Consider the following 26,092-nt stretch of genomic DNA (forward strand, 5'->3'; position numbering starts at 1 on the left):
GAAGGGTCAGTAGCCCTGCGGCCGGGTTGGAGGTGACGAGCCTGCAGGTTGTTCGTCCAGGAGGCACAGTGTTTCGTATGACGCCTGGACGAAGGGCGCCAGCGGGGTTGGTGCCGTGTTGGTGAGGGCTGCGAGGGCTGTGCCGGAGTGCGGGAGGAAGCCGGCGAAGGCGGTGAAGCCGCGGGTGGCGCCGGAGTGGTGGAGCAGGGGCCGGCCCTGACGGGGGCGGAGGTTCCAGATGAGGCAGAGGCGGTTGCCGGTTCGGGGCAGCGCCAGCCGTGGGCGCTGCACCTCGGTGAGAGCGGTCCGCAGGCTCAGGGGCCCGGCGGTCTCCGGGGCGAGCAGTGCCGTCAGCGTGTTGAGCAGGTCGCGGGCGCTGGAGCGCAGGGCTCCGGCGGCGGGCAGGCCGGGGATGCGCCAGGGAGGGCGGGCACGGCCTCGCCAATGACCGCTGGCCTGGGGGTGGTTGGGGTCGCAGTCGGTGTCCGCGAGGCCCAGTGGGGCCAGGACGCGCTCGGCGAGCAGGATGGGGTAGTCGGTCCCGGTGGCGTGGGAGAGGGCGTGCCCCAGCAGGCCGGCGCCGTAGTTGGAGTAGTGCACATGGGTACCGGGGCGATGGTGCAGCCGGGTGCGGGGGAGCGCGGCGAGCGCGTCGTCGGGTGAGTAGTCGGCGTAGGGGTTGCTGAACCAACCGCTGCGGGCCGCGCGGGAGAGCATTCCAGGCGGCAGTCGGGGCAGTCCGGAGGTGTGGGTGGCCAGGTGGAGCAGGCTGATCGGACCGGGGACGCTGTGCGGCAGGTATCGGGTGAGCGGGTCGTCGTAGCGCACCTCGCCGCGGGCGGCGAGTTCCGCGAGCAGCAGGGCGGTGAAGGTCTTGGTGAGGGAGCCGGTCTCGAAGCGGGTGCTGGGCTCCACGGGCCCGCGGCACAGTACCACGCGCTCGTCACCGCGTACGGCCGCTACGGCCGTGCCGGTGCCCTTGGCTGCCTCCAGCAGCGGGTGCATGCAGGTGTCCAGCGGCGGCCCACTCACGGTTCCCCTGCTGCCCGGGCGAGTGCGATGGTGCCCGCGACGGCGGTGACGACGACGGTGTGCTGGTGGTCCTTGAACCGCTGCTCGGGATCGTCGTCGACGGGGTCGCTGTCCCGTGGGAGTAGGCCGTCCTCGTGCTGGAGGGCGGCGATGGTTTCCCAGTCCGCAGGATCGCAGTAGGGGTCGTCGAGGCAGGCGCCGACGATGAGGAGTTCCGCGACCAGGTCCCATTGTTCGACCTCGCGCCAGATGTCGATCCACACCGGCAGCCAGGTCCTCACGTAGGAGGTGAGTTCAGCTGGCAGGCCCTGTGGGAAGCCACCCCAGTCGGTGAGGTGGAAGACCGTATGGGTCATCGAGTAAGCAGTGATCCAGTTGATCGCCCAGGGTTCGGGGCTGGCGCCGAGCCAAGTGGAACGGGTGAGCGTGGCCCAGTCGTCGCCGTGGTTGAGGCCGCAGATGCGGGCGGCGTTGGCGACAGCGAGCCGGCGGTTGGGCGTGTGCTCGATGCCGTGCACTGAACGCAGCCGGGCGTGGTGGGCCAGCAGCCGGTCCAGGTGCGGATGGCGGTAACCGCAGCGGGCGAAGGGCGCGTACGTCTCCAGCGGGTCGGTCATCAGCGTGTGCCGGAGCTGGCGCTCGTAGAGCATGTCGCCCTGGCGGAACTGCTGCCAGGTGAATTCCATCAGGCTCTGGGCAGCAGCCAGCTGCCCGGGTCCGGCGACGGCGTCACGCAGGATGAGGGACGCGGCGAGCGCGGTCTCGCCCAGCGGTTTGTAAACGCTGTTGGGGTCGGCGATCTCCATGGTGGTGCCGGGCGGCAGGGCCCCAAGGGCACGGTTCGCATGGAGCCAGGACAGGGCCCGGTCGGCCATACGCCGGGCCGCCACCACCACGGGCTCGGGAACCGTCATGTCCGTGCCGCCTCCGCGTCCTGGGGGAAATCCCCTTCGAGTAGATGACGCGCGACGGCCAGGTCGAGTGAGTCGCGCGGGCTTTCACCGCCGAGCAGCCGTACGTGTTCCTCCACGGGCACCGGGTCCAGAGGGAGCGCGATGCCCTCATGGTGGAGCCATGCCAGCCATCGGGTCAGCCGTGCCGCGGTGGGGAAATCACGGCGCAGGACCGAGCGGGTGACCCCTCGGCTGAGCGACAGGGCTGCGCCGCGGGCCGCTTCGTGGACCGGACTGTCCAGACCGGGGATGGCGAGCGGGGCGAGCTGGGCCATGGTCACGGACCATCGCTGCCAGTCGGCGGTGTCACGGAGGGCGCTGTCCTCCTCGGGCTGAGCGGCAGCCACGTGGTGGGCGCCGTCGGTGCTGTACTGGGCCAGGAGCTGCGCGGTCGCCCAGTCGCGCCAGGCCATGGTGAGCAGCCCGTCCGAGCCCGCCGTGAACCCGGCCCCCGGCGAGGGGAACGCGGCGAAGGACTTGACCACAGCAGCCGCATCCTCAGGGCAGAACAGTGTGCCGGTCAGGACGTGCGGGGTGAAGATGTCCGCGCCGATCAACCGGACCGCGGCGAAAGCCGCCATCGCGTCGGGTGAAGTGTCGATATGCCGCGCGACGAGCACCGTGTCCCCAGTTCCACCAAGGGCACCGAGGACACGGGTCGCCAGACCGTCGGCAGCCGTGGCGAAGTCGGCCCGGGAACTCACTTGCCCTTGGGCTCCCTCGGCTCCTTGGGAGACAAAAGAAGCTGCAATAGGAGCAATCCTCCCGCCTCCGGTGAGGGGAGGGGCGCGCCGCTGACGACGGCTTCCGGTTCCACCATCAGTGAGCCGATCGCCGACACCTCGGCCGGAGTCGCGACGAGACGGACGGTTTCCTGGGCGAGCATTATCAGTACCTCCTTGCTCGAGAGACATGTCACCGCTTGTACGGTGATTCCCCTGGAAGGTTGGGTGGTCCTACCATGCCTTCCGCGGACGGAGCGCGAAAACTCAGACGGAGCGCGAAAACCCTCCCTTTGAGTGACCTATTGACCTGGCGTGCAACCAGTGCCATGTCCTCGACGCGGCCAAGAGGACCGGGAGTGACAAGCGACACCTGTGTGGTTTCGTCAACTTGACCCGGTCCTGAAGGGCCGGGCTTGGAGGTAGTGTCCAGTTGGCTGCTGGGTGGACTCCTCCGTCCAGACACCCCTATGGGGTGGCAGGGACGCGTGACTCACGCCCCGCATTCCACACCGCAGCGCCACGTTGGGCGATGTTGTGGGAAGCGTTCCGGTCCGCGTGGGCAACGACCCCGCAGTTCCGGCAGATGAAAAGGGCCTGCTCTACCCGGTTCTTCCGGTCGACGTGCCCGCACTCGCAGCACGTCTGCGAGGTGAAGGCAGGATCGACGTGAACCACGGGCACGCCCGCACGGCGTGCCTTGTACGCGATGAACTCTCCGAGCTGGGCGAAGGACCAGGAGTGGAGCGTGACCCGTTGGGGCTTGCGGAGCCGTACCCTCTGCCGGATGCCGCCCAGGTCTTCCAGGGCGATTCCGGCCGAGGTGCGTTCAGCCTCGGTCACGATTCGTTTCGCGATGACGTGATTGGTGTTCTTCACATGCCGCTGCTCTTTGCGGGCACGGGCCTTGAGCCGCCTTCTGGCAGACTTGGTGTTCTTCCTCTGGAGCTTGCCGCGCAGGTCACGCTCGCGTGTGCGGCGCCGGTTCAGGCCGCGTCCGGCGGCCTGGTAGCCGGTGGACGTGGTGGCGATGTTGACGATGCCGAGATCGACGCCGATGAACCCGTCGGGCTCGTACTCTTCAGCCTCGGGCACCTCGCACGTGGCGATCAGATACAACGCGCCGTCGCGTTCGATCAGATCCGATTCGCCCTTGCGGTACTGCTGGAGCATCTTCAGGCCGTCGGCGGAGCAGACGAACCGCACACCCCGGATGCGTCCGGCGGTGGTCCAGATGGACACCGTCTGCGCGTCGTACTGCCAGGACAAGCACCGGTCGTCGTAGGGCTGGGCTGCCTCGGGCCGAAAAAAAGGCGACGGGCTTGGACTCGGCCTTCTGGCGCCGCTTCGAGCCCGGTCCGCCGAGGTTCCCGGCTTTGATGTTGGCCTTGAGTGTCGTGTAGGCGTCGCGGACTTTCTTGATGGTGTGCTGGGCTGCTTGCGCTCCCAGCCCCCGCGACTTCAACTCCGCGTAGGTGTGCTTGCGCAGCTCGTACTCGCGCGGCACATCCTGCTCGAACGCCACCGCCGACACCCAGTTCGCGGCCTCGTTGACCGCGCGCAGGGTCGCGCCAAGTGCGGCGGCCTGCTCGGCCTTTGGCATCAGCCTCACCTGCACAACGAGCTTCACGGGCGTGACCGTAGCGTTGATCTATGTCACCAGGCTGGGAATCAAACCCCAATATTCGCAGGGGCAGAACAGTCGTCCACAGACGCTGCGACCGAGCCAGGCCTCCATCGTCAGCCGCAGCATGAACCTGCTCGCCTGGAACCCCGGCTGCCTCGCCCTTTACGCGGGCCTCGCCGACTGGCCCGCCACCCAGCGCAACCTGGCCCGCTACCTGTTCCTCCACCCCACGGCGCCCACTCTCTTCCCCGACTGGGACAACCAGGTCCGGGGCTGTGTGGCCCGGCTCCGCGCCGTGGCCGGCACCGACCCGGACGCCCCGGATCTCACCAGCCTGGTGGGTGAGCTCCTGCTCAAGGCCGAGGAATCCAGCAGGTCGCGCGCTCACCGGATCTCCGCCGTGGACGGGCTCATGTGTTCGGCGACCGTGCTGACTTGGGACGGATGGATCAGTAGTTTCGCGGTGAACCCGAGTTCGCGCGCGTGCCGGGTGTCGGCGCTGAGCGTCTCCGGGGCGTTCACTGACGTCGTGACGCCGTCGATGGGCGGAGCGCCGGCGGCGGCTGCTGAGGTGTGGACCAGGTGGGAGCGAGCCGCGGACAGTGCCAGGTGCGCAAGCAACGCGCTCGTTGACCACCGGGCGTGGGTCACTCGGGCACGGGTTGCGGCGGTCTCAAGCTATGGGTTGGTCGGGTCGCCGGGGGTGAGGCCACCGGCGACCCGACCTCGTCCGAACCGGCCTTGCGGTCCACGGCTGTCTCCTGGTAGTCAGGTGACAGCCCACGTGGTTCTCTTCGCTGCCGATGCGCACGAGCGCGGCCGTACACCCGGTTCAGCCCTGAGGGGGGTCCGTCGCGTCTGCCGCCGCACGGAAGCCGATGTTGCCGGTGGAGCTGTCGGGGGTGTTGGAGCTGCGGGCGGCGACCCGGTAACGGTTGCAGTAGGAGTCGTGGCACATGTGGGAGCCGCCGCGCATGACGCGGGCGGTGCCGGTGGCCGGGCCGGTCGGGTCCTGGCGGGGGCCGGTTCGGTGGAAGTCGGGACTGAACCAGTCGGTGCACCATTCCCAGACGTTGCCCACCGTGTTGTACAGCCCATGGCCGTTGGGGCGGTACGACTTGGCCGGGGCCGTGCCGGTGCGGGCATGGGGCCCGGTGTTGCGGACGGGGAAGTCGCCCTTCCAGATATTGCACATGTCCTGTCCGCCGGGGGTCAGTTCGTCACCCCACGGGTAGCGGCGCTGCTCGAGTCCGCCGCGGGCCGCGTACTCCCACTCTGCCTCGGTGGGCAGCCGGGTTCCGGACCAGGCGCAGTATGCCTGCGCGTCGTTCCAGGCGACGTGAATCACGGGATGGTTCTGCCGGTCCGCGAACGACGAGCCGGGGCCTTCCGGTTGGCGCCAGTTCGCGCCGGAGACCGCGCGCCACCAGGGAGTTCCCGGTACGGCCGGGGAGATGTTCGCGACGCGGGCGGGCAGATGAGCTTCGACGACGTAGGAGAAGCCGAACTTCTCCGCGTCGGTGACGTGGCCTGTGTCCTTCACGAAGGAGGAGAACTGGGCGTTGGTCACCGTCGTCGGCGCGATACGGAAAGCGCTGATGCTCACCTCACGTACCGGCCCCTCGCCGTCCGCCGGGAAGCCGTCGGCGGCGTCGGCTCCCATCAGGAAGCGGCCGCCTGGGAGGCTGAGGAGCTGTCTGGCGGCCCGGAGTGCGGCCCGGCTTCGGGCGGGGGTCGGGGACGGGCTGATCGTGAGAGTGACCGGGGTGTGGCCGGGGGTGCAGCAGGAAGGCATGGCATGTCCCTGGAGGATCGGGCCGCCCGCCCGGAAAGGTCCGGGCGGGCGGCGGCGGTGCGAGGCTAACTGCTGCGGTCGGCGGCGAGTTGGGCGGCCAGTGCGGGGATGCTCAGGTCCTGCTCGTCGGCCGGGGTCGCCTGGTAGAGCTTGTTGGTGAGCTGGTACTTGTCGTCCACGAGGTCGTAGTACTCCCGGAACGTCACGTCCCCGGCGCCGGACACGGTGCCGTTCTTGTCGGTGTGCAGGTGGTAGTGCTCGACATACTGCTTGTCCTTGGCGACGTAGGACGCCCAGGTGTGCTTGACGCCCGCGGTGCCCTGCTTCCACCACTCGACGAGCAGGTGGTCGCGGTTGAACTGGGACAGCAGGGACTTGCCGTCCTGCGGGGTGGTGGGGTTGATCCCGGCGGCGTCGAGGATGGTGGGGGCGATGTCGATGTTGGCGACGATGCGGTTGTCGGTGGTTCCGGCGGCAAGGCCGGCGGCCGGCCAGGACAGGTAGAACGGCACCTCGTGGGCCGGGGAGTAGGGCGTGCCCTTCCCGAGGAGGCCGTGGTCGGCCCACTGGAAGCCGTTGTCGCCGATGTAGATGACCAGGGTGTTGTCCAGCTGCTGCAGGGCTCTCAGCTTGTCCCTGAACGCCTGGACGGCGTCGTCGACCGACAGCAGTGTCCGCAGCTGCCGTTCCCGCGCCGCCTGGCCGTCGGCCAGGGTCTTGGCCGCATTCTGCACGTAGACCGGTTTGTCGCTCCTGTCGTCCTCGGGGACCGAGGGGCGGCCGTTCCACGCCGGTACGGCGGTGTCGGCGTACTTGTCCTCCGGCGTGTTCGGCTCGTGCGAGGCCTTGGGCGTGACGACCGCGAACCACGGTCGGGAGTCGGTCGCGGCCTTGTCCAGGAAGGCCAGTGTCTGGCCCTTGATGACTGTGGTGCTGTAGCCGGGGATCGTCTGGACCGTGCCGTTGACGTTGTACTGGCCGTCGTTGTAGACGACCGGGACCTCGATGGCCCACTCCTCGAAGTGCGGCGGGTTGTCGGCGACATTCCAGGAGTTGAGGTACTTCCCGAACAGCCCGGTGCGGTAGCCCGCCTGCTTGAGGTGGCGCTGCACCGTGGTGTTCTGATCCAGGCTGTACGCGGACGCGTTGTTCCGTACACCGTGGTTGTGGGCGTAGCGACCGGAGAAGATGGACGACCGCGAAGGCGCGCACAGCGGGGTCGTGACGTGCCCGTGGGAGAAGGTCACGCCCTGCCCGCCGAGCCAGTCGACGGTCTTCTGGGTTGCCCAGTCGGTGTGCTTGGGCTGGTCGTCGGTGATGATCAGCAGGATGTTCGGGCGGGTCGCGGCGCCCGCCTTGCCGGCAGCCGCGAGCCCGGCGACGCCGGGGACAGTCGCGGCAGCGGCCACCGCGGCCGCACTGGTGAGGAAACGACGTCGCCCGACCTGGGGCTGGCTGGTATCACTCATCGGTTTCACTCCTGTTTTGGTGCCCCGCGCATCATGAGGAGGCAGGAGGTGCCATGAATTCGAAATACTCCGGCTTCGATGGCGATTTCGCGCATGCCTGTTCCGAGACTGTGCATGCGAAAAACGGAGTATCGACGGGAATTCTCGAGAAGGATCCGGATCAGGTGTGCCCTGGGACCGTCACTGCGCTGCCCCCGAGCAGCAGCTGGTCGTCGCCGCTCGCGTCGGCTGCCGCTCAGTGTGCAGGCGAAGGCGTTCGAGGGCAGCATGAAGGTAGAGGAGACTGCCGGAAGATCCGGTGGCGATGTGGCGTTCAGGTGCCGGATTACCGCCTGGTCGGACGGCAGTCGGCCAAAGCTGTCACGCCGACTCGGCTGTACACAGACCGCTGGCCAGTCGACCGAAGTCGACGTGGCGGCGGCCGACGAGAGTCTCTCGTGCTGCCATGTCTATGACATTACGCGTTACCACGTTTTGTAGGCAATGCTCTTCGGTGAATTCTCAGACATTGGTACGTCCCCGGAAATCACCGGGGCAGTGACGACTTCGTCAGGACTGTCGCCACTCGGGGTGCGGCACCGGCGTCGGGGCCGTCAGGAGGCTGCTACGGGCGTCCGGCCGGAGCGACCGAACACGGCGTGTTCCATGTGCGCGTAACGCGAGGCGAGTTCGGCGGTCATCAGCCGACAGCTCAGCCCGGATTCACCGGCTGGTTTCGGGGTGGGCGTTTCGGGGTTGTGCGGGCCGTGCCGGGGTTGAGTCGCGGATTCGGGCATGGGGTGGCCGCTGGTCTGTCCAGCTTTCCACTTGTCCACAGGTGTCGGGCCCTTTCGGGCAGGTCGGTCGGGGAGCGTCAGGAGGCTGGTAGCCCATGCACCGTGCTGAAGAGCTGGGTGAAGTCCGTGCTCCAGGGCCACGGTTCGGGTAGGTGCAGGGTGAGGCGGCGGGCCGAGCGGGCCAGCCGGGCGGGCACGTTGATCAGGTGGTCACGGATGGTGGCGGTGGTCGCTCTGGCATGGAACGTTCCGGCCAGGGCGCCGGCGGCGCGGCTCAGGTTGTGCGCCAGCACCGCCAGGGCGAGCCACGCGGCATTGGCATGGAAATGGCCGGACGGCGCGTGAGCGAAGGCACTGTTCTTGACATCCGCGATCACCTGCTCCACGACGGCGTGCCGACAGTGGTCACGCTCGGCGTCCTTCAAGGAGAGCGGAGAGTCGGTGAACGCGGCGTGGTAGCGCCAGGTATCGAAGAGCGTGCCCTGCCCGGCAGGAACGGTGGCAGTGCCCAGGCGCTTGACGCGGCGCACGATCAGACGGGCGGTGACCTGCTGTTTTTCGGCTTGGAAGTGAACGCGGTGTAGGGGACCTCGGCTATCTCGGCATCCGGGATCCAGCACTGGCCTTCCTCGTCCCAGACCGCCTTGGGGTACTTGATCGGCGTCCAGGCGCCCTCGTCGATGCGGGCGATCGCGGCCTTGACGGAGGCGTTCATCCGCACGGTGATCCGCCGTCGACTTCGCCGACGGCATCAACGGACCACCGAACCCGCGGCACAACCGCGGCCCGGCGTCCTGCTCCTAGGCGAGTTGGCCGCGTGCTCTGACGTGCTTGGCTTCACTGCTCGTTGGACGGCGCGGAGAGGACGCGGGCCTGCTTCTTCGATCGACGGTAGCGATGCCATCGACGGGAGAGCTCACCGGATGCCAAGGCGAACAAAGCGAAGACCGCGCATGTCATCCAACCCGGCTCGTCGCCGGTCACCTTTCCCACCAGCCAGAATGCCAACGTCGCGACGGCCCAGTGGAAGAGCCAGGAACCACCCTCAGACACCCAGCGAGCCTTCTTCACATGCCTGACCATACATTCTGCGCACGTTCCGTCCGTGCGGGTGGTGGAGGTATGGCTGGCACCCCCGCTTGGCATGTCGGCATCAGACGCAGGCATTGAGTGCTCCCTGGACAAGGGGCAAGCCGCCGCGCAAGGCTCCGTGGTGAACGGGCAGTTCGACCGGAGGAGCGCCGCTACCTCTCCGAAGCCTTCATGGCCGAACTCCTCATGCAGTGGTCGTGTCCCCGCCGGCCAGTGGCGCTTTGGACTCTCGGTGCAAGTCTTCTCGATGACCTCGCTTGTGGAGTGCGTGGCAATTCTTGAGGTCGCCACAGAGATCCTCTGAACTGCTGGTTTCTCAGGTTTCGGGCGGGTAGGGCCGACCTGTTTTCAGGGGCGCACGACGTGGATCGTGTCGCGGGACTGGGGTTGAGTGACGTCACGGCGACCCCGCGAGCCCTGCCCCGGCCTCGCCGTTGTGCGCTCATCCGGGCACGGCGTCCCTCTTCTTCTCCTTCTTCTTCTCCTTCCTACTCCGCGTCGCCTGTGCGGAGGTTGAGCCGTTGCTGGATCAGGTGGGCGAAGTGGGACAGGGTGCGTCCGGTGGCCAGGTCGGCCGGTGCGAGGCGGACGGCGAAGAGGTCGCGGGCGTTGACCAGGAACTGTGTGCCGAGCAGTGAGTCGAGTCCGAAGTCGGTGACGGGGCGGGTGGGATCCATGTCGGCCGGATCGGTCTGCAGGACTCCTGCGAGGAGGTGGGCGAGCCGGTCGGTGATCGTGTGCAGCGCCTCGTCCGCGGGCAGGTCGGCCAGCGTCCGCCGGAGTTCGTCGCCGGCGTCCGCGGAGGCCGCCGAGGACGCCGGGGCCACGAGGGAGAAGCGGGGTGTGGCCAGGGCCGGCAGCAGCTGGCGTGCGGCGCCCCAGCGGTAGCGGCCTGCGCCTGCGACGTCGGTGTGGGCGGCCAGCAAGTGGCCGGCGGTGTTCAGGGCCTCTGCCGGGGTCAGGAGTTCGAGGCCGCGTTCGGTCATGGCGGATTCCATGGCGTTGCGGGCGACGTACCCGGTCTCGCTGATCGGCCCCCAGGCCAGGGCCGTACCCGGTAGCCCAGAGGCACGCCGGGCGCGGGCGAGGGCCTCCAGGTAGGCGTTGGCCGCCGCGTAGGCGGACTGGCCGGGGTTGCCGATGGTGGCGGAGACCGAGGAGTAGGTGAGGAACAGATCCAGATCGCGGTCCGCGGTGAGGTAGTCCAGCAGTGCCGCGCCCGTTGCCTTGGGAGCCAGCACGGCGGCGAACCGGTCGTCGGTGAGCTGCGACAGCGGCGCGTCGTCCATGTGCATCGCGGCGTGGACGACGCCGCGCAGCGGGTGCCCGGTGGCATCGACGGTGTCGATGACCTGGCGTAGCGCGGCCTGGTCAGTGACATCCACGGCATGGGCGGTGGCGTGTACACCTCGCTCGGTGAGGTGGGCGAGAAGGGACGGCGCTTCGGGCGCGTGAGGTCCGCGGCGGGAGAGCAGGGCCAGGTGCCGGGCGCCGTGGTCGGCCAGCCAGTGGGCGGTGGCGCCGCCGAGCCCACTCAGTCCGCCGGTGATCAGGTAGGTGCCGTCGGGGTCGAGGGCGAGTGTCCCAGGAGCCGGTTCGACGGGGACGGGCTCGTCCAGAGCGTCGAAGGAGATGACGACCTTTCCGATGTGCCGGGAGTGTTGCAGGAGACGGAAAGCCTCGTCGACTCGTGCGGCGGGGTAGATCGTATGGGGCAGCGGCTGGTAGGTGCCGCAGGCGATCTCTGCAGCGATGTCGGTCATCAGGCGAGGGCGGCGCACGGGATCGCCGATCACGGCGTCGAGGTTGAAGCCGGTGAAGGTCAGGCTGTTGTGGAAGGGGCGCAGCGTCACCGGGTTGTTGAGGAAGATGTCCCGCTTGCCCAGCTCGATGAACCGGCCGTTGGGGCGCAGCAGGTCCAGATTGTGGGCGATCGCTTCTCCACTGAGCGAGTTGACCACGACGTCGACGCCCTGCCCGCCGGTCAGCTCTCGCACTTGCGGAACGAAGTCCAGGCTGCGGGAGTCGAGGACATGGGAGGCACCCAGGGTGCGCAGCAGGTCACGTTTGGTTTCGGTCCCGGCGGTGGCGATGACGTGGGCGCCCTGGGCTCGGGCACACTGCAGCACGGCCAGGCCCACCGCTCCGGCTCCACCGTGGACGAGCACCGTCTCCCCGGGGGCCAGGCGGGCCTGGTCGACCAGGGCGTGGTGGACGGTCAGGAAGGCGACGGGAATGGTCGCTGCCTCGGCGAAGCTCATTGCGTCCGGGACGCGCAGGAGGGCGCCGGTCGGGGTGACGGCGTGCGAGGCCAGGGCCGCTGGGACGATGCCGCAGACGCGATCGCCGGCCTTCAGGTGGTTCACGCCCGGTCCCACGGCGAGGACGACGCCCGCGCCGTCGGTGCCCAGTCCACGGCTGAGGGGGCTGTTCTCCACGGCTTCAGGCGGCAGCAGGCCGTTGGCCCGCATGGCGTCGCGGTAGTTCAGGGCCACGGCCCGCATCTCGATGGCCACCTCGCCCGGTCCGGGTTTCGGGGTCTCCGTCTGGCGCCAGATCAACCGTCGTCGCAGGCTCGGGTCGCGGGCTTCCAGCACGAACGGTGTGCCGGCGGGGGCGACGGGAGGTTCGTTCGCCGGGTGCTGGATCTGCCGGGGCACGAAGCGACCCTGTGTGGTGAGGACGATCTCGTCCTCCTGACGGCTGTCGTCGTCCCCGGTTGTGGCCAGGAGTTCTCCGGCCAGGCGCTGCGCGTCGGTGGTCGTGTCGCCGGTGCGGTGGCAGGAGATGCGGCACACGCGCAGATCGGGCCGCTCGTGGGCGAGGGTGCGGCAGGCCGCCCAGATGCCCGCGTCGTTCGGATGCGAGGGCAGCTCCGGTGCCGGGAACAGGCCGGTGGGGCGGGTGATCAGCCACACGTGGGGCGTCGCACCTCCCTGAAGGCTCTCGCAGGCGGTGGCCAAGGCGCGCAGGACGGCGGCGCGGCGGGTGGTCAGGTCGACGGTCTCCTGCCTGCCGGGTCCGCTTTCGCCGAGCAGCAGTGCGATACGCGGCTGACGGCTCGTGGGCAGGAGCCCGGTCCAGGTGGTGGCCTCGTCGGATGCGGGGACCACGGTGGCGTCGCCGAGCAGAGCGGCCAGTGCCTGTGCCGTGGGTACCTCCGTGTCGCTCTCGGTGGCGATCACCCAGGCGGTACCCGGGGCAGGCTGGGGTACGACGCACTGCCTGGAGTGGCTGTGGTCGCGGGCCGCCAGCAGGACGGTACGGTCCTCGGTATCGGTTTGCACCGCGTGGGGGAAGCCGCACCGTTCCAGCAGAGGTACCCATTGATCGCGCGCCAGGAGGGGGAAGGCCGGGCGCAAGGTACGGTCGCTGCGCTGCCAGAAGTCTTCCAGAGCACCGAACAGCAGTGCCTGGAGCGGCACATGGTGCGGTTCGGTGGCCAGCAGGTATCCGCCGGGCGCCAGCAGGGCGTGCAGGTGTCGCAGGGTGGCGGTCAGATCGGCGGTGGCGTGGAGTGCGTCGCCCGCGAGGACGAGGTCGAAGCCGGTCCGGGGCAGCCCCTGATCGGCCGGATCGGTGTTCAGGTCCACGGTGCGGTAGTCGACGAAGTCGTACGAGGCGAAGCGGTGCTCGGCGCGGGCGAGGCCGGCCTTGGTGGCAGCCGTGCAGGTGTAGTGGGTCTGCTCGGCCGGCAACAAGGGCAGTACGGCGGCCGTCAGCGCGGTGGTGTCCGCGCCCACTTCGAGGACGCGCAGCGGACGGTCGGCGGGCCAGCGGGTGACGAGGTCGCTGAGCAGCGCCTGGACGGCACGGTGGGTGAAACGGTGCGCGGGACCGGTCTCGCGTAGTTGCTCGTGCGCGCTGTCGCCGGCCGACAGGAGCTCGAGTGGGTCGACGCGACCTCGCAGAACTGCGGGCAGATGGCGCAGCTGCCGGTTGAGCAGGAGTGCTTCGGCACTGAACCCGGGATGATTCTCCAGTAGTTCGCGCAGCAGTTGCTCGGAGCGGAACTCCATGTCGGTCAGCCGCCAGGTGTCTCCCACAGGCTGGACGAGGCCGTGCTCGGCCAGCAAAGGCATCATCAGCCGCACCAGGCGCCGGTGCAGGGGCTGAAGGCCACCGGCCAGGAGGACCTGCATCGAGAAGGGGGCCGCTGAGTCGGCGAGGAGGCCGTGCAGCGCAGCGGCCCAGCAGTGTGCTCCGGCCTGTTCGGCCGCGCGGACGAACCGGTGGTGGCCGGTGTCGTCCAGGGCGGTGCGGGCCGCGGTGATGCGCGGTTCTGCCGCTCGGGCCACCTCGGCGGGTGCGGGGAGCGGGGAGGGCGGAGCAGGAGGGACTGGGTGGGGGGCTGCTCGCAGAACAGTGCGCTGAACGGTCAGTGGGGTGTGCTCGGACAGGTGGCTGCGGCGGGTGCGGCAGCCGTCGATCTCGACGGTGACAGTGCCGTCGTGGTCGGCGTAGGTGATGTCCCAGCAGATCTCGTTGGCGCTGCGGTGCCGGCGGCGCAGGTGCGCAATGCCGGTCGACGCGGGGGTGCGCCACACGCGTACGGCCCCGAACACGGACGGCAGGAACGCGGCGGATTCCGCCGTCAGTTCCGACAGGGCGACGGTGGCCTGCAGCGGCGCGTCCAGCAGCACCGGGTGAGCTGTGTAGGCGTCGGTGGCGTGCTGGAGTCGGTAGGAGAGGAGCAGTTCCTCTTCCCCGATGTCGATGTGGTCGATGAGCTGGAAGGCCGGTCCGCAGTTCAGGTTGATGCTGTGGCACATCTGGTAGAAGTCCGGGCCGTCGAGGGAGCGTCGGCAGCGTGCTGTGAGCGCGGTGACGTCGAGCGGGGCGGGCGCGGCGCCGAGCAGGGTGCGTACCTGGGCGCGCACGACAGGCTGGCACTCGCCGCCGTGTTCCTCGCGGACGCTGATGGCCAGGGCGCCGTCCTCGGGCGTGACCGCGGTCTGCAGGGCGACCGGTGTGGGGTCGGGCCACTGCAGGGCCAGAATGCGGCCGATTTCCAGGTGTCGCACCTCCACCGGGTGGTCCAGTGCCCGTCGGCCCGCGCTCAGCGCCATCTCCACGTAGGCGGCCGCGGGCATCAGCACGTCGTCCCCGATCCGATGGTCGCCCAGCCAGGGCACGAGTTGAGGCTCGACGGTGCCGTGCCATACGGGGTGCGGGGCGGGCATCCGCTCACCCATCAGCGGGTGGTCCAGCTCGCCACTGCCACTGGTGCGCGCGATCAGGCCGTACGGGGTGCCGTGCCAGTACCGCTCGTGCTGCCATGGGTAGGAGGGGAGGTCGACCACGCGGCCCGGGCGGGGGAAGTGGAGCCGCCAGTCGGTGGTGGGACGGGAGGCGAGCAGAGCGGCGACCGCCGCTGCGGTCTCGCGGGGGCCGTCTCCGTCGCGGTGCAGGGTGGGGATGCAGGTGGTGCCCGTGCGGCGCAGGTAGGGGCGTAGCACCGGGTGCGGGCCGATCTCGACCACGGTGTCGGCGTGCTCGGCCGCGATGTGGGCTGCCGCTTCGGCGAAGCGCACCGGCTCGCGGACGTTGCGCCACCAGTACTGTGCATCCAGCTCCTGCCCGCTCAGCGGGGTGCCGGTGACGGTGGAGACGAACGGAACCCGGGCAGCGGCGGGGGTCAGGCCGGACAGTGCGGTGCACAGGGGCTCCTCGATGGGGTCCATGGCACTGCTGTGAAAGGCGTAGTCCAGGTCCAGTTCGCGGAAGAAGACGCCGCGGCCGGCCAACTCGGCGCCCCAGACGGCCAGTGCCTCGGCGGACCCGGCGACGGTCACATCGCGGTCGCTGTTGATCCCCGCGATCTCCAGCGCCCCGTCGAAACGGCGCAGTTCCTCGCGGGCCTCCTCGACCGGCAGGCCGACGGCGGCCATGCGGCCACGCCCGGCAGTGGCGCCCTGGGTGCGGCTGCGTTCCGCGATGACCAGCGCCGCCTGCTCCAGGGTCAGAGCTCCCGCAGCGTATGCCGCCGCCACTTCGCCGACGCTGTGCCCGGCCACCACCCGCGGCCTCAGCCCGTGCGAGGCCAGTAGCGCGGTCAGGCCCACCTGCACGGCGAACAGCGCCGGCTGCGCCACCTCCGTGCGCTGCCAGGCAGGTGCGGACGGATAGGCCAGTTCCTTGGCCACCGACCACCCCAGATGCGGGGCCAGGGCCGCGTCGGCCTCCTCGACGGCCTCGCGGAAGACCGGCTCGTGCTCCAACAGGTCGGCAGCCATGCCCGGCCACTGGGAGGCGTTGCCGGAGTAGACGAACGCGATCCCGTCCCGCTCGCTCCTGCGCACGGTCGCTCCGTGGGCGGGCTCCCCGGCCGCCAGCCGCTCCAGCTCCCGGACGGCATCATCCGGGCCGACGGCCAGTACGGCGGCCCGGTGCTGGTGTGCGCTGCGGCGCACGGTGCTGGTGTAGGCCAGGTCGTAGAACTCGGCGGGTCGCGCGTCCCGCAGTCGCTGCGCCATGCGGGTGACCATCTGCTGCAGCGCCTTGGGCGAGCGGGCGGAGATGACCAGGGGCACGCGGTGTGCGTGCGGTTCCGCAGCGCGGTCGGCCGGCGAAGGAGCGGGGGGCGGAGTGAGGATGGCGTGGGCGTTGGCTCCGCCGAAGCCGAAGGAGTTCACCCCTACCGCGGCCCGTTCCGCGCCGGGCAGCCGGACCGGTGCGACGGCCGGGGCCAGGCCCAGGCCGTCGAAGTCGATCGCGGGATTGAGCGGGAGGGCGTGCAAGGACGCCGGCGCCAGCCGGTGGCGCAGTACCAGGATCGCCTTGAGCAGGCCCGCCATGCCTGAGGCGGGTTCCAGGTGGCCCAGGTTCGTCTTGACCGAGCCGATCGGCAGCAGGCCGCTGCTGCGGCGTTGGCCCAGTGCCCGGCCGATGGCCTCGGCCTCCGCAGGGTCCCCGGCCTGGGTGCCGGTGCCGTGGGCCTCGAAGTACACCAGGTCGTCCGCGCTGATCCCGGCCTCGGCGTAGACCGTCCGCAACAGCTCCTCCTGCGCGGGGGCGCTGGGCAGGACCAGGCCGGTGGTGCGGCCGTCGGTGTTGTTGGCGGTGGCGACCAGCACGGCGTGGATGCGATCCCCGTCGGTCATCGCGTCCGCCAGGCGCTTGAGGACGAGCACCGCGCCGCCTTCGGCACGTACGAAGCCGTCGGCGTCGGCGGAGAACGCCGCGCAGCGTCCGCGCCGCGACAGCATGCCCGCGTACGAGAATCCGGCGAAGGAGTAGGGGCTCGCCAGCACGTTGACACCGCCGACCAGAGCGACGCGGCTGGAGCCCTCGCGCAGGGTGCGGCAGGCGCGGTCCAGAGCGACCATCGCGGACGAGCAGGCCGTGTCGACGGCCATGCTCGGCCCGCGCAGGTCGAAGGCGTACGAGATGCGGTTCGCCGTGATGGACAACGTGGCACCGGGCATGGTGTGAGGACTTGTATGGTCCCCCATCAGTGTCAGGTTCGTGCCGTAGGCAGGATCGGAGACACCCACATAGACACACGTGTCCGAGCCTGCCAGCGCCTCGACGGGGATGGCGGCGTCGTCGAGCGCTTCGGCTGCCATCTCCAGCAGCAGGCGCTGTTGCGGGTCGACGTGCCGGGCCTCTGCGGGGGAGATGCCGAAGTAGGCGGCGTCGAACGAGGCGACGTCGGTGAGGAAGCCTCCGGCGGCCGTGTAACTGCGGCCGGCGCGCACGGTCCCCGGGTCGACCATCCTCTCCCTGGGAAACCGGTCGGCGGGCATCTCGCCCACCATGTCCTGACCCTCCCGCAGCACGGTCCACAGTCCGTCCAGGTCGGTGATCCCGCCGGGCAGCCGACAGCCGACACCCACCACTGCCACGGATCGTTCGCGCTGCATCGTCAGGTTCCCGCCTTTTCGCGCCAGTTGGAGGCTTTGGTGCAGATTGAAGAGGGTCACGGGTGGGGAAAGCCAATGCGGATCACTCGTTGGGGTGGAGCGCTCCTCACCAGGCGATTTTCCCGGGCCGTAGCGGCTGAGGCGCCGCTACGGTGGCGCGGTGCTCCAAGCCCCGCGTGCCCGCATCACGGCCGTTGCCGCTCACCTGCCGCCCAACTACCGCACCATGGACGAGATCCGTGCCAAGATCACCGAGACCGGTGGCTACGCCCCGCCGCCCGGACTGCTGGAGGATCTCACCGGGGTCCGGGGTGTCCACGTGCGCGAGGACGGCGAGAACGCCTCCGATCTCGCCGTGGCCGCCGCCCGCAAGGCGCTCGACGAGGCCGGACTGAAGATCGACGACGTCGACCTGCTGCTGTTCGCCGCCACCGCGCAGGACCTGATCGAACCCGCCACTTCACATCTGGCGGCCGCCAAACTGGGCGCCTCCTGCCCGGTGTTCGACGTCAAGAACGCCTGCAACAGCGTGCTCAACGCCATGGAGGTGGCCGCGTCGTTCATCGCCGCCGGCCGCTACCGCACAGTCCTCATCGCCTGCGGGGAAGTCGGCTCCCTGGTCACACGCTGGCACGCCCCCGACCGCCAGGCCCTGCTTCGGGCCCTGCCCGGCTACACCGCCTCCGACGCCGGCGCGGCGATGGTGCTCACCGCCGGTCCTGCGGGCGAGGACGATCCCGGCGTCCTGTCCCTGCAGTTCGTCGCCAACTCCGCCGCGTGGGAAGCCTGCACAGTGGCCGGCGGGGGAACCATGCACGAGCGCTCCGTGCACGACGACCACACCACACTGCGCCTGAACGGAGATCTGCGCCAAGGCGCGCTCGACGCCCTGCCGCGGATTCTGGCCGGCGCCGAGGGCGAACTGCGGGCAGCACGTGCCGGAGCCTTCATCGCCTTCCACCAGATCGCCATGCCGCAGTACCACGAGATGCTCGACCTGTTCTCCCTGCCCGAGAGCCGGTGCATGCCCGCTGTGGCCGAGCACGGCAACTGCGCGGCAGCCTCGCTTCCCCTGCAACTGGTCAAGGCGAGGGAGGCCGACCGCATCGAACCCGGCGACACCGTGGCGATGCTCGGCGTGGCCAGTGGCTTCAGCTTCGGCCTGGCTCTCGTCCGATGGTGACCGCCGACCCCAGCCGTGCCCCGGCCCTCCCCACCTGGCCGACCCGAGACGCGGTTCTGGAACGGCTGCTGCCCGGCTACCCCGCCCCCCGGCACTGGCGGCGCGTACCGGCCACCGGCCAGCACTACCTCGACCTCGGCACCGGTGACCCGGTGTTGTTCCTGCACGGCAACCCGTCATGGAGCTACGCCTGGCGCAAGCTGCTCATCCGGCTCTCCCCGCATGCCCGCTGCCTGGCACCGGACCTGCCCGGCTTCGGACTCTCCCGCCATCTGAGGCCCGCGCAGGGAGTCCCGGACCCCTACCACGCCCAGTTGGACCACCTCGATGCCCTCCACCGCCACCTGGTGGAGGACACAGGAGTACCGAAGGAAGGCTGGACGCTGGTCGTGCACGACTGGGGCGGCCCGCTCGGCATCGCCTGGGCCCTGCGACACCCGGGGGTCGTGGCCCGCCTGGTCGTCTGTAACACCCTCGCCTTCCCCTGGCCCGTCGGCTACCAACTGCCGTTCTACCTACGCTGGATCCGCGACCAGCGGCCCGTGGCCGACTTCGTCCACCTCACCAATGCCTTCGCGCGCAGTGCCGTGCACGCCGGTGTCCACCACCCGCTCCACGCGTCCGAACGCCGCGCCTACCTGCGACCCTACGCCCGCCGTGCCGACCGCAGGGCGATCACCGATGCGGTCCGTGCCATCCCCAGGGACACCGCCGACCCGGTGTGGCGACTGCTCGAACCCTCCACGCCCGGCGTCGACCTGGCCGCCCTGCCCGTGCTCATCGGCTGGGGCATGCGCGACCCGGTGTTCACCCCGATGGTGCTTCAGGAGTGGGCCCGCCGTTTCCCGCACGCCGTCATCCACCGCTTCCGTGACGCCGGCCACTTCGTGATGGAAGACGCTGCCGATGAACTCAGCGGCCACATCCGTGACTTCCTGCGAGGACCCCGATGACCGTGACCGCCCCCGGCGTCGCTGCCCGTCTGGCGCGCCTGGCCGAACAACCCGACGCCACCGCGCTCATCAGCTGCCGTGCCGGTTCCACGCGGATCATCACGCGTGGCGAACTGCTGCAGGGCTGCCGGATTACCGCGGCGGCTCTCCAGAGCGCCGGTGTCCGCCCCGGCCACAAGGCCGTCGTCATGACCCGTGACGCCTACGACCTCACGGCCGTCTCGTACGCCCTGTGCTCGCTCGGCGCGGTCCCCGCCCTGATCGAACCGCGCGCCGAGGTGGGCCGCTGCCTGCGGGAGATCGCCCCGGACCTGTTCATCGGCGAACCTCTGGCGCACCTGGGACGCCGTGTTCTGGGCTGGGGCCGCGGCCACGTCCGTATGCCTTTGGTGACAGGCCGTTCGCTGCCCGGCCAGCGCCTCGCCCTCGGGCGGCGGCTGGCGATCCACGTGCCGGACGGTGACGGACCACCCTGGCGCCAGGAGGAGCCCGCCGCCGACGACCTGGCCATGATCGCCTTCACCTCCGGCTCCACCGGAAGACCCAAAGGCGCGGAGTACCGCTACGCCACCCTGGCCGGGCAACTCGACGCCCTGACCACGCTGCTCGCCCCCCAGCCCGGTGACGTACTCCTCGCAGGGTTCCTGCCGGTGGCGCTGCTCGGCCCGCTCCTGGGCCTGACCACCGTCGCCCCGGCCGTGAACCACCTCGCCCCGGCACGCACACCACCGAGGGAACTGGTCGACCCCATCCTCCGGCACCAGGTCACCGCGATCCTCGCCTCGCCCGCCGTCCTCGGACTCATCGCCGAGCACTGCGCCCGCCACGGCGTGCGCCTGCCGTCCGTCCACCGGGTCCTGTCCTTCGGCGCACCCCTGCGCACCCAACTCGCCGATGCCCTGCGCAAGGCACTGCCGGACAACGCCGAGATCCTCAGCGTCTACGGCGCCACCGAATGCCTGCCCGTCTCCGCGATCACCGACCACGACCTGCGGAACGCGGCCTTCCAGCCGCCCGCCGGGCAGACCGGCACCTGCCTCGGCCACCCTCTGCCCGGCGTCCAGCCCCGCATCCTGGACGCCGACGTCACCGGGCTCGGTGAAATCGCTGTATCCGGGCCCACCGTGAGCCCCGCCTACCACGGCCGCCCCGACACCAACGCCACCGCCAAGATCGTCACCAGCCGTGGTCTGCTGCATCGCACCGGAGACCTGGGCCGGTTGGACGACCAGGGCCGGCTGTGGTTCCTCGGCCGCAAAACCCACCTCGTGACCGGTTCCGCCTTCACTCTGACCACCGAGGACATCGAGACGACGGCCGACACCGCACCCGGCGTCAGGCGCACCGCCCTGGTCGGTGTCGGCCCGGCCGGATGCCAGGAACCGGTCCTGTGCGTGGAGCCCCTTCCGTCCGTTCCCCGCGCCACTGCCCTGGACGCCGTACGCACCGCTCTGCGCGGCCATCCAGAAGGCCACCGCATCGGTGCTCTGCTGCTCCATCCCGGCTTCCCCACCGATCCCCGACACAACTCCAAGATCGACCGCCCTCGGCTGGCAGTCTGGGCCGCCAAGCGCCTGCCCGGGAGGACCCGGTGAACGTACTGGTCACCGGTGGAAGCGGCTTCCTCGGCCAGGAGATCTGTCGCCAGCTGACCGACCGCGGCATGCGCACCTCCTCCCTCAGCCGCCGCCCCAGCCCCGCCCTGAAACGGTTGGGAGTCCAACAGCACCTGGGCGACCTCACCGACCCGGCCGCGGTGTCCCGCGCCGTCGCGGCCTGTGATGCCGTCATCCACAACGCCGCTCTCGCCGGCGTCAGCGGCCCGCCGCAGCCCTACTGGGCCACCAATGTCGTCGGCACCCACCACGTCATCGAGCAGTGCCGCGCCCACCAGGTCCACACCCTCATCTACACCTCGACCGCCAGCGTCGTCTTCCAACCCGGCGGCCTGGAAGGCGCCAACGAAGACCTTCCCTACCCACGCCGTCACCTGGCCGCCTACACCCACACCAAAGCCCATGCCGAGGCACTCGTCCTGGCCGCACACAGCCCCGAACTGGCCACCGTCTCGCTGCGCCCGCACATCATCTGGGGCCCCGGGGACCCCCACTTCGTCCCCGCCCTCGCCCGCGCCGTCCGCGCCGGCCGTCTGCTGATGCCCGGCGAGGGCGGCAACCTCATCGACACCACCCACGTCCGCACCGCCGCCCACGCCCACCTCCTCGCCCTGGACCGCCTCCAGCAGCCCCAACAGGCAGGCGGCCGTGCCTACTTCATCGGCCAGGGCGACCCACGTTCCTTGCGCGAGATCGCCCTCCGCTTCCTGCACGCCGCCGGCATCAGCGCCCGCTGGTGCACCGTCCCGCCCCGCCTGGCGACGGCCGCCGCGGCCGCCAGCGAGGCATACCTGCGCATGACCCGCAGCCCCCGCACCCACGCCCTGAGCCGGCTCCTGGTCGCGGAACTGCTGCACCCGCACCACTTCGACCTCACCGCAGCCCGCCACCACCTGCAGTTCGAGCCGCCGATCGGGTTCGACGACGGCCTGGACGAGCTGACCCGGACCGCACCGCCCGCCCTGGACGACAGCAAGGAATCACCGTGCCGGAAACCTACGACGTCATCCGTTCCGTCCTGACCAGTACCTTCCGCGTACCGGAGGACGAACTCCACCCCCAGACGACTTTGGAGCGGCTCGAACTGGACTCCCTGGCCCTGGCGGAGTTTGTGCTCATCCTCCACGAACGCTTCGGCGTGAAGATCGACAAGGAGTACGCCGCCCGCGGCACGACCGTCGCCGAGGTCGTCGACCACGTCGACGCCCTGCGCACGGAAGCGGTGACGTCCTCATGACAGCGCCCGTTGCCAACACCGGACTCGGCCTGCTCACCCCGGCCGGGGAGTTCGAACAGCAGCACCACGGGACAGCTAGTGTTCTGACCGCATAGACGCCTCAGGGTCCTAACTCGTCAAGCTGTGGCCTCAACGCGTCGTAACCGGACCAGTCATGCCATGCGGCTCGTTCTGGCGGCACGGTTCACCGGGCGTGGTCGGGTGTCCAGCGAAGGGTCATGTCGGGCAGGTTCTCCATGTTGCGATCGCCGTCGCTGGTGTCGAGGACGGTGAAACCGTGGCGCTCGTAGAACGCCCGGGCATCGTTGTTCTGCTGAAAGACGTGCAGTGACACCCCGTCCGGGCTGTGCCGCCTGACCTCGTTGAGGAGTAGCGTGCCGATTCCCTGCCGGCGGACGTCGGGGTGCAGATAGAGGTGTTCGAGCATGTCGCCGTCAAGGGCGGCATAGCCGGTGATCTCCGCATCACGCACTGCGACCCAGGTGCGACATTGCTTGAGTAGGACGTCCCGGACCCATCGGGTCACCTGCTCGTGATTGCGCTTCTGCGCCGGCAGATAGGGCATAGACGCCGACCGAGAGGTCATGTGGATACGCGCGATCACGGCTGCGTCCGCCTCCGCCGCGAATCGGATCTGAGTCTTGCCGTCGTCACTCACGCCGGGAACCTACAAGACGGTCAGGGACTACATCCAACGGTTAACCCGGTGAACGTTGCCGGTCACAGCACGAGACTCTCACTCGCAGAATGAACCCTGTGTCCACACTCCGGGGGTCACCTCACCGCACGCCGTCCCCCACAGCGCGCCCGCCAGCACTGCGGTCCCCGCAGCCTGCGAGAGCACGGAGGGGCCCGCCGCCAGCGCGGTCAGTGCCAGGCCGTAGACCAGGGCGAGTTGCCACTGCGCGCGGTGGTAGAGCGCCCACCACCGGATGCCGCCGTCACCTCGGTGCTCCGCCAGAAAGCCCAGCCAGCGCAGCGGCAAGCGCACCGCTGGTCCACCCGAGTACCTGGAACAGGGCGGCGACGTCCTGCCCGCCATGCCCTGCTCGCGACCTTCGTCAAGATCGTGTCCGTAGTGCCTACGCTGTGTACTGCTCCGCCTCGCCGAAGCGGGCCAGCGCGAGTGCACCCGCGATCGAGAGCGCGAACCCGGCTGCCGCGAGTGGCGCGAGTCCGTGCCGGGTGGTGTCGCCCAGCCAGACGATGCCGAAGACCGCGGGCCCGACGGTCTGGCCGATGACCATCGCCGCGGTGGCGGCGGTGACCGCACCCGACTGGAGGGCCCCGATCAGCAGCAGATAGCCGCAGAGCCCGGAGAGGACCACGGCATACGCCACCGGCTCGGCGAAGATGCCCGGCACGGTCAGGCCCGGCAGCAACCGGGCCGCGACGGCCACCAGACCGAAACTGACCCCCGCCATACCGCCCAGCACGGCGGCATGCTGGCGCACGCCGACGAAGCGGGTGCTCACCGCCCAGCCCAGCACCGCGAGCCCGACCGAGCCTGCCAGCACGACGAGCCGCATCGTGTCGTCGCCGTCCCCGCCCGTCTCACGGCCCGCCGCGATCGCCATCAGCGCGAGCCCGCAGCACACTGCGCCCACCGCCGCCCACTCCATCCGCCGCAGCCGGACGCGCAGCAGGCCCGCCGCGACGACCGCGGTCACCGCCAGGGACCCGGCGACCGCCGCTTCCACCAGGAAGAGCGGGACCAAGCGCAGAGAGACCAGTTGGCACACGAAGCCCAGCGTGTCGAGGGCGATCCCGACGAGGAACGGCCACTGCCATGTGGCCCGCACCGCCGCTCCCGGCCCCCCGGCGGCCACCGCTCGCGCGCCGAGCGCCTGAAAGACGGTCGCCGTTCCCATCAGGACGGAGGCGCAGAGTGCCAGGAGCAGGCCGAGTGCCATGACCGCACGCTAATGGTCCGGGAGCCTGTCGGCCGGGAAGGCGGCGGGGAGTGGCGCCGTGTCCGGGGCGCCCGCGTGACGGCTGTCGGCGCAAACAGTCCTACCGATGAGGGAAGTCGCACCGCGGAGATCGTTCAGCCATCGGCCGGCTCTGCCGCGCGGGTAGGGTCCCCAGCATGCATCCGGTCACACGCTCGAGTCCACGGCTCGCCCTCCGTGAACTTGCTCTCGAGGACGTCGACGCGGTGCTTGCCATCTACGGCAGCTCCGAGGCGACGGAGCACCTTTCGTTCGAGCCGCGCACCCGCGACCAGGTCGGCCAGATCGTGGCCCGGTCCATCGCCTCAGCCACGGCGGAACCGCGCAACGAGTATGCGCTCGCCGTCGTGGAGCGAGACACGAGCGAAGTGATCGGGTTCGGTCGGATCGCCATCGACCCACACCAGCAGCGCGCAGCCACGTTCGGCTTCGCGCTGCGCCCGGACGTCTGGGGAGTCGGCTACGGACTCGAGACCGTATGCCTCCTGCTCGGCCTCGGATTCGAGGATCTGGACCTTCACCGCGTGTGGGGAGCTCGTTCCCCGTTGAACGAAGCGTCGGCGAAGACCATGGCGGCCGCGGGCATGGTCGAAGAAGGCACCATTCGTGAACACATCCTCAAGGCCGGGCAGTGGCGTGACTCCGTCGTCCACGCCATGCTCGACCACGAGTGGGCCGACATCGCTCAGCCAGCATCGCGCGGAGCCACTGCGACTTCCGGGGAATGAAGCCCCCGGACCCTGCCGATGGGACGGTTCGACACGGCGGGCCCGCGACGTACCGCTCCACGGTGCGCCGGGACACCCCGAGGACTTCGGCAGCGGCCTTGGTGGTCTTGGTTGCTTGACCAGGTACCTCATCTGGGCCTGCGCGGACTTGGGGGCGGGCGGGTGAACGCCCCCTCCAGCGCCTGGTCCAGGCTGTCCCCGAGCGAGTCGGCCGTGGTCGGCTAATCCCCTTCTCCGGCGGTCGGGTCGTTCTTGATGAGGTTGGCGATATTGAACACGCCGCAGGCTTCCTCGAACTGCGCTTCGGCCCACAGCACGGTCTGGGTGCCCTGGTGCTTGACCATCCCCGGCGAGACCCCGCGCCGGAACGTGCCCGGCGCGGGCTTGCCCTCGGGCGTGTACGGCAGGAGGTCCAGCGGGCTGGGGCCGGTGGAGGGGGAGACGAGTGCGTCGGTGCCGATCGCGACCGGCAAGCTGCTGGTGTACCTGGCGCCGGGGCCGGGACCGCGAACGCCGTGACCGGCCAGGGCCGGGGCTCAGCGCACCGGGAAGCCGAAGGAGTAGCCCTGCTCCTTGAGCCAGGAGAGGATTTGGCGCAGGGCCTCGACGGTCTGGGAGCGGTCGCCGCCCGCGTCGTGGAAGAGGAGTGTCGGCCCGTTGGGGAGCTCCCGTTCGACGGTGGCGACGATGGCGTCCGTGCCCGGCCGCTCGAAGTCCTTGGAGTCCACGTTCCAGCCCAGCGGGCGCATGCCCCGGGAGGCGGCCAGGGTGCGGCTGTAGGGGGTGAAAGCCCCGCCGGGCGCCCGGTAGTACATCGGCCGTACGCCCCCGGACGCCTCGGTGATCATGCGTTCGGCGTCGAGTAGCTGCTGTGACTGGTAGGCCTGGGACTTGGTGTCCATGGTGGTGTCGTGCGACACCGTGTGGTCGCACAGCCGGTGCCCGGCCGCGACCACCTTCTTCACGAGGTCCGGGTGGGCCTGCGCCTGTGTCCCCGCCATGCAGAACGTGGCCTTCACCCCGTACTCCCGCAGCACGTCGAGCACTTGCGGGGTCCACACAGGGTCGGGGCCGTCGTCGATGGTGATGTTG

22 protein-coding genes and 2 pseudogenes are annotated in these 26,092 nt (G+C 70.0%); 7 read left to right on the forward strand and 17 right to left on the reverse strand.

The genetic code is table 11. The annotated features are described in order from the left end of the window. Window positions 1–6: 6 nt before the first annotated feature. The 5 genes and pseudogenes from ABT114_RS28355 to ABT114_RS28375 all read right to left on the reverse strand — a co-directional run bounded on the left by ABT114_RS28355 (window position 7) and on the right by ABT114_RS28375 (window position 4,310). On the reverse strand, window positions 7–1,032 hold the full coding sequence (locus ABT114_RS28355; RefSeq protein WP_351145709.1) for a serine hydrolase domain-containing protein: 1,026 nt from the start codon (window positions 1,030–1,032) through the stop codon (window positions 7–9). Further along, window positions 1,029–1,946 carry a DUF6895 family protein gene (locus ABT114_RS28360; RefSeq protein ID WP_351145710.1) on the reverse strand — a complete coding sequence of 306 codons (918 nt, stop codon included), beginning with the start codon at window positions 1,944–1,946 and terminating at the stop codon, window positions 1,029–1,031. The genes ABT114_RS28355 and ABT114_RS28360 overlap by 4 nt, the downstream gene beginning before the upstream one ends. Continuing rightward, complete coding sequence (locus tag ABT114_RS28365; RefSeq protein WP_351145711.1) at window positions 1,943–2,689, reverse strand: hypothetical protein; 747 nt, start codon at window positions 2,687–2,689, stop codon at window positions 1,943–1,945. The genes ABT114_RS28360 and ABT114_RS28365 overlap by 4 nt, the downstream gene beginning before the upstream one ends. Continuing rightward, on the reverse strand, window positions 2,686–2,871 hold the full coding sequence (locus ABT114_RS28370; protein ID WP_351145712.1) for a hypothetical protein: 186 nt from the start codon (window positions 2,869–2,871) through the stop codon (window positions 2,686–2,688). The genes ABT114_RS28365 and ABT114_RS28370 overlap by 4 nt, the downstream gene beginning before the upstream one ends. 304 nt (window positions 2,872–3,175) lie before the next feature. Next, a pseudogene (locus ABT114_RS28375) lies at window positions 3,176–4,310 on the reverse strand (RNA-guided endonuclease InsQ/TnpB family protein). Between the two features lie 109 nt (window positions 4,311–4,419). On the opposite strand from ABT114_RS28375, the pseudogene ABT114_RS28380 reads away from it, so the two are divergent. Next, a pseudogene (locus ABT114_RS28380) lies at window positions 4,420–4,710 on the forward strand (MmyB family transcriptional regulator); the annotation flags it as partial. 8 nt (window positions 4,711–4,718) lie between these two features. Here ABT114_RS28380 and ABT114_RS28385 read toward each other — a convergent pair. The 7 genes from ABT114_RS28385 to ABT114_RS28415 form a co-directional block, all read right to left on the reverse strand. Further along, window positions 4,719–4,955, reverse strand: coding sequence for an aldolase/citrate lyase/malate synthase family protein (locus ABT114_RS28385; RefSeq protein WP_351145713.1), 237 nt, complete (start codon window positions 4,953–4,955; stop codon window positions 4,719–4,721). Between the two features lie 211 nt (window positions 4,956–5,166). Then, entirely contained in the window at window positions 5,167–6,129 is a 963-nt protein-coding gene (locus ABT114_RS28390) for a formylglycine-generating enzyme family protein (RefSeq protein ID WP_351145714.1), read from the reverse strand. Between the two features lie 65 nt (window positions 6,130–6,194). Further along, on the reverse strand, window positions 6,195–7,598 hold the full coding sequence (locus tag ABT114_RS28395; protein ID WP_351145715.1) for a sulfatase family protein: 1,404 nt from the start codon (window positions 7,596–7,598) through the stop codon (window positions 6,195–6,197). Window positions 7,599–8,451: 853 nt separating this feature from the next. Further along, complete coding sequence (locus ABT114_RS28400; RefSeq protein ID WP_351145716.1) at window positions 8,452–8,904, reverse strand: transposase; 453 nt, start codon at window positions 8,902–8,904, stop codon at window positions 8,452–8,454. A 2-nt stretch (window positions 8,905–8,906) separates the two neighbouring features. Next, window positions 8,907–9,089, reverse strand: a complete 183-nt coding sequence (locus ABT114_RS28405; RefSeq protein WP_351145717.1) for a hypothetical protein — start codon at window positions 9,087–9,089, stop codon at window positions 8,907–8,909. 122 nt (window positions 9,090–9,211) lie between these two features. Beyond that, complete coding sequence (locus ABT114_RS28410) at window positions 9,212–9,445, reverse strand: hypothetical protein (protein ID WP_351145718.1); 234 nt, start codon at window positions 9,443–9,445, stop codon at window positions 9,212–9,214. A 509-nt stretch (window positions 9,446–9,954) separates the two neighbouring features. Beyond that, entirely contained in the window at window positions 9,955–17,331 is a 7,377-nt protein-coding gene (locus ABT114_RS28415; protein ID WP_351145719.1) for an SDR family NAD(P)-dependent oxidoreductase, read from the reverse strand. Between the two features lie 160 nt (window positions 17,332–17,491). On the opposite strand from ABT114_RS28415, the gene ABT114_RS28420 reads away from it, so the two are divergent. From ABT114_RS28420 to ABT114_RS28440, 5 genes are read left to right on the forward strand one after another with little or no spacing between them, the layout of a single operon-like run. Next, complete coding sequence (locus ABT114_RS28420; protein WP_351145720.1) at window positions 17,492–18,514, forward strand: 3-oxoacyl-ACP synthase III family protein; 1,023 nt, start codon at window positions 17,492–17,494, stop codon at window positions 18,512–18,514. Next, window positions 18,508–19,467: an alpha/beta fold hydrolase gene (locus ABT114_RS28425; RefSeq protein ID WP_351145721.1), complete on the forward strand. Its 960-nt coding sequence runs from the start codon at window positions 18,508–18,510 to the stop codon at window positions 19,465–19,467. Before ABT114_RS28420 ends, ABT114_RS28425 begins: the two co-directional genes overlap by 7 nt. Then, window positions 19,464–21,062 carry an AMP-binding protein gene (locus tag ABT114_RS28430; RefSeq protein ID WP_351145722.1) on the forward strand — a complete coding sequence of 533 codons (1,599 nt, stop codon included), beginning with the start codon at window positions 19,464–19,466 and terminating at the stop codon, window positions 21,060–21,062. The genes ABT114_RS28425 and ABT114_RS28430 overlap by 4 nt, the downstream gene beginning before the upstream one ends. Further along, the gene (locus ABT114_RS28435) at window positions 21,059–22,105 is read left to right on the forward strand and encodes an NAD-dependent epimerase/dehydratase family protein (protein ID WP_351145723.1); all 1,047 of its coding nucleotides are present in this window, start codon (window positions 21,059–21,061) and stop codon (window positions 22,103–22,105) included. The genes ABT114_RS28430 and ABT114_RS28435 overlap by 4 nt, the downstream gene beginning before the upstream one ends. After that, window positions 22,069–22,320: an acyl carrier protein gene (locus ABT114_RS28440; protein ID WP_351145724.1), complete on the forward strand. Its 252-nt coding sequence runs from the start codon at window positions 22,069–22,071 to the stop codon at window positions 22,318–22,320. Before ABT114_RS28435 ends, ABT114_RS28440 begins: the two co-directional genes overlap by 37 nt. A gap of 184 nt (window positions 22,321–22,504) precedes the next feature. Here the strand turns inward: ABT114_RS28440 and ABT114_RS28445 are convergent, their stop codons facing one another. From ABT114_RS28445 to ABT114_RS28455, 3 genes are all read right to left on the reverse strand, one after another. Next, window positions 22,505–22,978 carry a GNAT family N-acetyltransferase gene (locus ABT114_RS28445; protein WP_351145725.1) on the reverse strand — a complete coding sequence of 158 codons (474 nt, stop codon included), beginning with the start codon at window positions 22,976–22,978 and terminating at the stop codon, window positions 22,505–22,507. A 78-nt stretch (window positions 22,979–23,056) separates the two neighbouring features. Further along, window positions 23,057–23,311, reverse strand: a complete 255-nt coding sequence (locus ABT114_RS28450) for a hypothetical protein (RefSeq protein ID WP_351145726.1) — start codon at window positions 23,309–23,311, stop codon at window positions 23,057–23,059. Between the two features lie 91 nt (window positions 23,312–23,402). After that, window positions 23,403–24,233 carry a DMT family transporter gene (locus ABT114_RS28455; protein ID WP_351145727.1) on the reverse strand — a complete coding sequence of 277 codons (831 nt, stop codon included), beginning with the start codon at window positions 24,231–24,233 and terminating at the stop codon, window positions 23,403–23,405. A 176-nt stretch (window positions 24,234–24,409) separates the two neighbouring features. On the opposite strand from ABT114_RS28455, the gene ABT114_RS28460 reads away from it, so the two are divergent. Beyond that, window positions 24,410–25,000 carry a GNAT family N-acetyltransferase gene (locus ABT114_RS28460; protein ID WP_351145728.1) on the forward strand — a complete coding sequence of 197 codons (591 nt, stop codon included), beginning with the start codon at window positions 24,410–24,412 and terminating at the stop codon, window positions 24,998–25,000. Window positions 25,001–25,221: 221 nt separating this feature from the next. On the opposite strand, the gene ABT114_RS28465 is transcribed toward ABT114_RS28460, so the two are convergent. Continuing rightward, window positions 25,222–25,473: a hypothetical protein gene (locus ABT114_RS28465; RefSeq protein ID WP_502988404.1), complete on the reverse strand. Its 252-nt coding sequence runs from the start codon at window positions 25,471–25,473 to the stop codon at window positions 25,222–25,224. Between the two features lie 63 nt (window positions 25,474–25,536). Continuing rightward, the coding region (locus tag ABT114_RS28470; protein ID WP_351145729.1) for a polysaccharide deacetylase family protein at window positions 25,537–26,092 on the reverse strand (556 nt) is incomplete at its 5' end.

This window comes from Streptomyces sp. NPDC002088 (assembly GCF_040296605.1).
Classification (GTDB): Bacteria; Actinomycetota; Actinomycetes; order Streptomycetales; family Streptomycetaceae; genus Streptomyces.